This is a genomic window from Actinoplanes couchii, assembly GCF_016862075.1.
Lineage (GTDB): Bacteria > Actinomycetota > Actinomycetes > Mycobacteriales > Micromonosporaceae > Actinoplanes > Actinoplanes couchii.
In genome coordinates, this window is record NZ_BOMG01000007.1 from 69914 (window position 1) to 78371 (window position 8458).

An 8458-nucleotide genomic window follows, 5' to 3' on the forward strand; every position below is an offset into this window, starting at 1 on the left:
TCGTCACTCCTTGACGGTTGCGGCAACCTCAGCGTCGATCGCTACGGCCGGGGCGTACGGCCCCGGGCCGGTGGAGTTGCGAATGATCAAGTCGGTCCGGAGGGTGACCTGCCCGGTCGCCCCGTCGTCGCCCTGCTGCAGCAGCATGTCGACGGCGGCACGGCCGGCGGCCGCGGTCGGGGTGGCCACGGTGGTCAGCCGGGGCCGGACCAGGCCGCTGTACGCGATGTCGTCGATCCCGACGACACTCACCTGCCCGGGTACGTCCACCCCGCGGTCCTGCAACGCCTGCAGCAGGCCGATCGCCATCAGGTCGTTGTAGGCGAGCACCGCGGTGGCGCCGGTGGCGAGCACCGCCTCGGCCGCGGCGGCGCCGGTCTGTTCGACCGGATGGTTCGGGCCGAGGACGGTCAGATCGGCGCCGGCCGCCCGGGCGGTGGCCCCGGCGGCGCGGCGGATCTCCCGGTTGGTCCACGAGCTCCGCGGCCCGGCCAGGTAGACCAGGTCGCGGTGCCCGAGGGCGAGCAGGTGACGTACGGCTTCCCGGGCGCCGTGCCCCACGTCCATGACCACTGCCGGCAGGCCGGTGATCAGGCGGTTGACGACGACCAGCGGCACCTCGCGGCGCAGCTGTTCTATCTGGTCGTCGGTCATCCGGGGGCTGCACAGGAGGATCCCGTCGACCTGCTTGGCCAGGGCCTGCACCAGGTCGAGCTCGACGATCGGATCCTCGTCCGTGTCGGCGACGAAGACGTGGTAGTCCCGCCGCCGGGCGTGGGTCTCGGCCGCCTTGATCAGAGGCGGGAAGAAAGGGTTGGCGATGTCGGCCACGATCAGGCCGATGTTGTGGGTTCGTCCGGTGATCAGTGCCCGGGCCGCCCGGTTCGGGCGGTAGCCGAGCTGCTCCGCGGTGGCCAGCACCCGGGACCGGGTCTCGGGGTTGACCAGGTGCGGTGCGGAGAACGTGCGCGACACCGTGGAGATGTGCACGCCGGACGCTCGAGCGACGTCACGGATCGTCACAGCCACGGTGTCCTCCTTGACAGCGACCCGGAGTGTGACCCGGGTCTCTCGGTGACAGCCATTAATGCAAACGGTTGCGGTGGTGTCAACGCCCTTCTATGTCCTCTCTGTTGCCTGATGATCACGTAGTGCATCCAAATCTGGACAAAGAGGCGACATGCATTGACTTTCGTCGTGCTCTACTCCGTAATCTGTTGCAAACGTTTGCCGACTGGCTTAGGACCTCAGGTGACCGACGAGAACCATCTGTTCCCCGCCGAACCGATCCAGCGGCGGATCGCGCGTGAGCTGTACCTGCACGCCAAGGACCTGCCCCTGATCAGCCCACACGGGCACGTCGACCCGGTGCTGCTCGCCGACGACGTGCCGTTCCCCGACCCGGCCCGGCTGTTCGTGGTGCCCGACCACTACGTCACCCGCATGCTGGCCAGCCAGGGCATCCCACCGGCCCGCCTCGGGGTGCCCAGCGTGGACGGCTCCGACGTGGAGACCGACGGCCGGGCGATCTGGCGGCTGCTCGCGGAGAACTGGAAGCTGTTCCGCGGCACCCCGTCGCGACTCTGGACCGAGAAGGTGCTCGCCGAGGTCTTCGGCATCTCCCCAAGCCTTTCCGCGGGTACGGCGGACGAGATCTACGACGAGCTGAGCGCCCGTCTCGCCGAGCCGGAGTACCGGCCCCGCGCCCTCTTCACCCGCTTCAACATCGAGGTCCTCGCCACCACCGAGAGCCCTCTCGACGAGCTGCACGCGCACGCGAAACTGGCCGCCGACGGCTGGGGCGGGCCGGGCGGCCGGGTGATCACCACGTTCCGCCCGGACAACCTGGTCGACCCGGAGTGGCCGGGCTGGGCCGGGCGGGTCGCCGACCTGGGCGCGCTCACCGGGCTGGACGTCGGCACGTGGTCCGGGTTCCTGGCCGCGCTGCGCAGCCGCCGGCAGGCGTTCATCGAAGCAGGCGCGACCAGTTCCGATCACGGCCACCTGACCGCGAACACCGTGGTCCTGGACGACGCCGACGCCGCGGTCCTCTACCGCAAGGCCCTCGGCGGCGGGACGGACGCGGCCGAGGCCGAGGTGTTCCGCGGGCACATGCTGACCGAGTTCGCCCGGATGTCGCTGGACGACGGCCTGGTCATGCAGTTGCACCCGGGTTCGGTGCGCAACCACAACACCGCGCTGTACGAACGGCACGGCCGCGACACCGGCGGCGACATCCCGTCGGCCACCGACTACGTGCACGCGCTGCGCCCGCTGCTGGACGCGCACGGCACCGACCCCCGGCTGCGGATCGTGCTCTACACCCTGGACGAGACCGCGTTCAGCCGGGAACTCGCCCCGCTCGCCGGCGGCTACCCGTCGCTCTACCTGGGCGCGCCCTGGTGGTTCCTGGACAGCCCGGAGGGCCTGCGCCGGTTCCGGGAGACGGTCACCGAGACGGCCGGCTTCTACAACACCTCCGGTTTCGTTGACGACACCCGGGCATTCTGCTCCATCCCGGCCCGGCACGACGTGGCCCGCCGGATCGACGCCGGATACCTCGCCCGGCTGGTCGCCGAGGGCACGCTGCCGCTGGACGAGGCCGCCGAGACCATCGCCGACCTGGCGTACCACCTGCCCAAGAAGGTCTTCCGGCTATGACTCTCCAGCGTGCGACACTCGACTCGCTCAAGCCGGAGAACCGGCCCGCCGTCGTGCCCGGCTCGGTCTGGCCCGGCATCGTCCACCTCGGTCTCGGCGCCTTCCACCGCGCCCACCAGGCGGTTTACACCGAAGCCGCGGTCGCCCGGTCCGGCGGGGACTGGGGCATCGTCGGCGTCGCGCCCCGATCCCGGGAGATCCTCGACAAGCTGCGGGCCCAGGACGGGCTCTACAGCGTGCTCACCGTGGACGGCACCGGCGACCGGGCCAAGGCGGTCGGCATCCTCGCCGGGTTCGGGCACGCGGCCGGTGACCCGCACGGCGTGGTCGCGGCGATCGCCGACCCCGGCATCCGGATCGTGTCGATGACGGTGACCGAAAAGGCCTACCGGCTCGACCCGGCCGGACGGCTGCTGCTCGACGACGAGCTACGGGCCCAGCTCACCGGAGCGGCGCCGCCGACGACCGTACCGGCGCTGCTGGCTCGTGGGATCCTGCGGCGCAACGCCGCCGGTGGCGGACCGCTGACCGTGCTCTGCTGCGACAACCTGCGCGGCAACGGCCCCCGGATCCGTGGCCTGGTCGAGCAGGCCCTGGAGGTCGCCGGGGCCACGCTGCCGGCCGGGGTCGCCTTCCCGGCCACCATGGTCGACCGGATCGTGCCGGCCACCAGCCCGGACCACAGGCGCCGCGCCGCCCTCGCGCTCGGCGCCGACGACGCGGCCCCGGTCGTCGCCGAACCCTTCCTGCAGTGGGTGATCGAGGACGACTTCCCCGGCGGGCGGCCCGGCTGGGACGGCGTCGGCGCGATCATGACCGACGACGTCACCGGCTGGGAGGACCTGAAACTGCGGGCCCTCAACGCGGTCCACTCGGCCTGCGCCTACCTCGGGGTGATCGCCGGACGGGAGCTGATCGCCGACTCCCTGGAGATCCCCGGCCTGCCCGCGCTGCTGCGCCGGTTCGTCGCCGAGGACGTCGCGCCCACCGTCCGGCCGCCGGACGGCGTCACCGTGATCGGCTACGGCGACACCTCCCTGGAGCGCTTCGCCAATCGCGAACTCGGGCACACCAACGTCCAGGTCGCGATGGACGGCAGTCAAAAACTTCCCCACCGCCTCCTGGGTACGATCACCGACCGCCGTCGTGCCGGAGCGCTCCCGGTGCTCGCCGCGTTCGTGCTGGCCTCCTGGATGCGCCTGGCCCGGGTCTCGGCGGTGCTCGACGACCCGCTCGCCGACCGGATCCGGGCCGCGCTCGCCGCCGCGCCGGACACCCCGGCCGGCGTGGTCGGCGCCCTGCTCGCCCTGGACCAGATCTTCCCCGCCGAACTGGCCGGCGACGACGAACTGCGGCGCGAACTGATCCGCTGGTACGGCGACCTGGAACGGCACGGCGTCGAGGCGACCGTCCGGAGCCTGGCGTGAGCACCCGGGTCGCGCTGATCGGCGCGGGCGGGCACGGCCTGTGGCACCGCAAGGTCCTGCAACGGCTCTGGGACGACGGCCGGATCAACGTGGTCGGCATCTGCGACCGGCAGCCGGTCGAACCGCACCCGGACGCACCGCTGGACGGGGTGCCGTTCTTCACCGACCACGGCGAGATGCTCGCCACCACCTGGCCGGACGTGGTGGTCGTCTGCACCCCGCCGCACACCCACCTGGCGCTGGCCCTGGACGTCTTCGCGGCCGGCGCCGACCTGCTGCTGGAGAAACCGCCGGTGATGTCGCTCGCCGAACACGAGCGGCTGCAGGCGGCGGTCACCGCCGGGAACCGGGTGCTGCAGATCGGGTTCCAGGCCCTCGGCTCGGCGGCCCTGGCGAAACTGAGCGCGGCCGACCCGGCCGGTGACATCGGCGTGTCCGGGGCCTGGTGGCGGCCGGACACCTACTACCGCCGCGCGCCGTGGGCCGGGCGGCGGACCGTCGACGGCCGGCCGGTCCTGGACGGGGCGCTGGTCAACCCGTTCGCGCACGCGCTGATGCAGTCCCTGGTGATCGCCGCCCCGTTCCACCCGGCGACGATCGAGCTGGAACGCTACCGGTCCCGCGACATCGAGACCGACGACAGCACGTTCCTGCGGCTCACCGGGGTGGACGGGCGGCGGATCACGATCGCCGTGACCCTCGCCTCGCAGGTGTTCATCGCCGGGGAGATCGAGGTCGGCGGCGCGGTCCTGGAGTACCCGACCGACCGGCTGCGCCTGCCCGGCGAAGCCGATTTCACCCACGTGGCGGGCCGTACCGGGCTGCTGGAGAACCTGATCGAACACCGGGACGACCCGACCGTACGGCTGCTGGCGCCGCTGGAACGGACCGCCGGGTTCACCACGGTCGTCGAAGCGATCGTGACCGCCCCCGCCCCGGTGACCATCCCGGCCGCGTTCCTGGAGCCGCATCCGGACGGCGGCGGCTCGGTGGTGACCGGCATCGACGACGTGGTCCGGGACGTGGCCCGCAGCGGACGGTTGCCGTCCGAACTCGGGGTGCCCTGGACCGCTTGAGAAGAACAGAAGGGAGAACCGTGCGTACCGCTCTCGCCGCGACCGTCGGCCTCGTCCTCGCCGCCGGTGTCGCCGCAGTCCCCGCTTCCGCCTCGTCGAAAATTCCGGCCGAGGCCCGGGCCGTCCTGCCCGCGAACGACGGATGGGCCGCCGCCACCACCGGCACCACCGGCGGGTCGGCAGCCGACGACGCGAACGTCTTCGTCGTCCGCAACCGCGCCGAACTGGCCGCCGCCCTGGCCGGCGGCACCGACCCCACCCCGCGGATCGTGCTGATCAAGGGCACGATCCGGGCCAACGAGGACGACGTCGGCAACGCTCTGACCTGCGCCGACTACGCCGACCCGGAATACACCCTGGACGGTTACCTGGCCGCCTACGACCCGGCGGTGTGGGGCACCGCGACCAGGCCCACCGGGCCCCTCGAGGACGCCCGGGTCCGGTCGCAACGCAATCAGGCAGCGCGGGTGCAGCTCAAGGTCGGCGCCAACACCACGATCTACGGCCTGCCGAACGCCCGCCTGATCGGCGGCAACCTGTTGATCCAGAACGTCGACAACGTGATCGTGCGCAACGTGCGCTTCGAGGACGCCGCCGACTGCTTCCCGGCGTGGGATCCGACCGACGGCACGACAGGCAACTGGAACTCCAACTACGACCTGATCACGCTGACCGGGGCGACCCACGTGTGGGCCGATCACAACTCGTTCAGCGACGGGAACAACGTCGACGCGAACCAGCCGCTGTACCTGGGCCGGCCCTATCAGGTGCACGACGGGGCGCTCGACATCATCCGCGCCTCCGATCACGTGACGGTCTCCTGGAACAATTTCCAGGAACACGACAAGACGATGCTGATCGGGTCCACCAACACCGTCGGCGCCGATCTCGGAAAACTGCGCGTCACCCTGCACCACAACCGTTTCGCCAATGTCGGGCAACGGGTTCCCCGGGTCCGTTTCGGGCAGGTCGACGTCTACAACAATCTGTACTACCAGACCGATGAGGACACCTATGTGTACTCGTGGGGAGTAGGCGTCTACTCGGCCATATACGCCGAGAACAACTTCCTGCTCCGCAGCGCCGACCTGGCCCTCGACGACGTGGTCTACGACTGGGGCGGCACGGCGATCACCGAGATCGGCACGCTGACCCGCACCGGCACCGGCCCGATCCGGGCGGTCAGCCTGGTCGGCGAGTACAACGCCACCCACGACCCGGACCTGGGCACCGACGCCGGCTGGACCCCGGTGCTGCGGGCCGGTCCGGTGACCCCGACGGTCCACGTGCCGGCGGTCGTCGGCAGGGGCGCCGGGGCCGGCCGGCTGTGAACTCCTCCGATTCCCGGCCCGATTTCCCGACGGGCCGGGAATCGGAGGAACTACGCTTACCCCCATTCGCCGTAAAGCGTTCTTACGCGGGTGGTTCACATGCGTTCTGCGGTCCTTCTCGCCGTCACTCTCCTACCGCTCGCCGGCCTCGCCGCGCCGGCCTCCGCCACCACCGTCCTCCAGGAACGGATGCGCCGGGAGGTGGCCGCCGAGACCGGATCGGCCGATGTGCGCTGCTGGCGCGACCTCAGCATCAGATCGACGGCCAGCGGCCGCTACGTCTCCGCCGAGATCGGCTGGGCCGGGCCCCTCAACGGCGCGCTCCGGGCCCGCGCGCTGACCGTCGGCAAATGGGAACGGTTCACCGTCTGCCGGGATCCGGACACCGGCATCACCAACATCAAGGCGCAGGCCAACGACGACTACGTCTCGGCCGAACTCGACTACGCCGGCGCCCGGTACGGCATGCTGCGCGCCCAGGCGAACAAGGTCGAGGGCTGGGAGCGGTACTACTCCAACAGCGCGCCCGGCGGGCAGTTCTCGTTCTACGCCCGGGACACCAGGCGCTGGATCGCCGCCGAGACCACCTTCACCGGAAACCTCAACGGAGTGTTGCGGGCCCGGGCGACGAGCGTGAGCGCCGAGGAGACTTTCGCCTGGTGAGCCTGATTTAAAGCGGTCACCCCTGGTTTCTTAAGTTTTCCTTTATTCCGAACTTCGGTGATCCGTCGTTGGGAGCGTTCCCGTATGGACCCCTCGAGAGAGCGGTTCGACGAGGAGGGCACTCATCATGAAGCGGTACCGGAGCAACACTGGTGGATCCAACAACCGGCGCTGGCGCGTCGCCGGGGTGGCCGGTGTCGCTGTGGCGATCGTCGGTGCGGGCCTGGGTGTCGCCGCCGCGGCCGAGGGTGACGCGATCCCCACGGTCAACTGTCCCACCGTCGCCGACAAGCTGGGCGCCGTCCCGGCCCAGGCGCAGGACGAGGTCGCCCGCAACCTCCAGCTGCTGAACACGCAGATCACCGAGGCCAACAACCGGATCCGGACCACCCAGGGTCAGGGCGGCGCCGCGTTCATCGACAACGCGATCCTCGGCCCGCTGAAGGACAAGCGGTTCTCCACGATCAACCGGATCGAGACGGCGATCGGCCGGGTCATCGACAAGCCGGACCTGAACGCCGAGGGCCTGTCCGGCTGCACCCTCAACGAGAACGGTGGCGGCGACGTCTCGCCGGAGCCCACCGAGGTGCCCGAGGCCGCTGCCTCGTCCGGCGCCGCCGTGGTCGCCGACGTCCCGACCGTGAACTGCCCCGAGGTCGTCATCGACGTGGCGATCCCGGCGCAGGCGCAGGCCGAGATCGACCGCAACCTCGCCCTGCTGGACACCCAGATCTCCGAGGCCAACACCCGCCTGAAGAACACCGTCGGCCAGGGTGGCGCCGCGTTCATCGACAACGCGATCCTCGGCCCGCTGGAGGACAAGCGGTTCGCGACCATCAACCGGATGGAGACCGCGATCGGCCGCAACGCCGCCAAGCCCGACCTCGACGCCGAGGGCCTCGCCCCCTGCTCCCTGAACGAGGCCGGCGCCGGTGGTGACGAGGCCGCCGAGGAGCCGACCGCCGCCCCGACCACCGAGGCCCCGGCGAACAACGGTGGCAACAACGGCGGTGGCAACAACAACGCCGGTGGCGTCAACGACGGCACCGGGACCGTGAACTGCCCGGACGTCGTCATCAACGTGGCGATCCCGGCGCAGGCCCAGGCCGAGATCGACCGCAACCTGGCCCTGCTGCAGACCCAGATCGACGAGGCCAACGCCCGGATCAAGAGCTCGGCCGGTCAGGGTGGCGCCGCGTTCATCGACAACGCGATCCTCGGCCCGCTGGCCGACAAGCGCCTCTCCACCATCAACCGGATGGAGACCGCGATCGGCCGCAACGCCGCCAAGCCCGACCTC

7 protein-coding genes are annotated in these 8458 nt (G+C 70.9%); 6 read left to right on the forward strand and 1 reads right to left on the reverse strand.

All coding sequences use genetic code 11. The features are described 5' to 3' along the window. Nucleotides 1-3: 3 nt before the first annotated feature. Nucleotides 4-1029: a LacI family DNA-binding transcriptional regulator gene (locus Aco03nite_RS02070; RefSeq protein WP_203792834.1), complete on the reverse strand. Its 1026-nt coding sequence runs from the start codon at nt 1027-1029 to the stop codon at nt 4-6. Between the two features lie 222 nt (nt 1030-1251). Here Aco03nite_RS02070 and uxaC point away from each other — a divergent pair, with 222 nt between their 5' ends. The 6 genes from uxaC to Aco03nite_RS02100 all read left to right on the forward strand — a co-directional run. Beyond that, the gene (gene uxaC, locus Aco03nite_RS02075; RefSeq protein WP_203792835.1) at nt 1252-2661 is read left to right on the forward strand and encodes a glucuronate isomerase; all 1410 of its coding nucleotides are present in this window, start codon (nt 1252-1254) and stop codon (nt 2659-2661) included. Further along, entirely contained in the window at nt 2658-4088 is a 1431-nt protein-coding gene (locus tag Aco03nite_RS02080) for a mannitol dehydrogenase family protein (protein ID WP_203792836.1), read from the forward strand. The genes uxaC and Aco03nite_RS02080 overlap by 4 nt, the downstream gene beginning before the upstream one ends. Next, entirely contained in the window at nt 4085-5164 is a 1080-nt protein-coding gene (locus Aco03nite_RS02085; RefSeq protein ID WP_203792837.1) for a Gfo/Idh/MocA family protein, read from the forward strand. The genes Aco03nite_RS02080 and Aco03nite_RS02085 overlap by 4 nt, the downstream gene beginning before the upstream one ends. Before the next feature lie 20 nt (nt 5165-5184). Continuing rightward, on the forward strand, nt 5185-6495 hold the full coding sequence (locus tag Aco03nite_RS02090) for a pectate lyase family protein (protein WP_203792838.1): 1311 nt from the start codon (nt 5185-5187) through the stop codon (nt 6493-6495). A gap of 99 nt (nt 6496-6594) precedes the next feature. Next, nucleotides 6595-7158, forward strand: coding sequence for a fascin domain-containing protein (locus Aco03nite_RS02095; RefSeq protein WP_203792839.1), 564 nt, complete (start codon nt 6595-6597; stop codon nt 7156-7158). 127 nt (nt 7159-7285) lie between these two features. Continuing rightward, a partial coding sequence (locus tag Aco03nite_RS02100) for a hypothetical protein (protein WP_203792840.1) occupies nt 7286-8458 on the forward strand: 1173 nt, incomplete at its 3' end.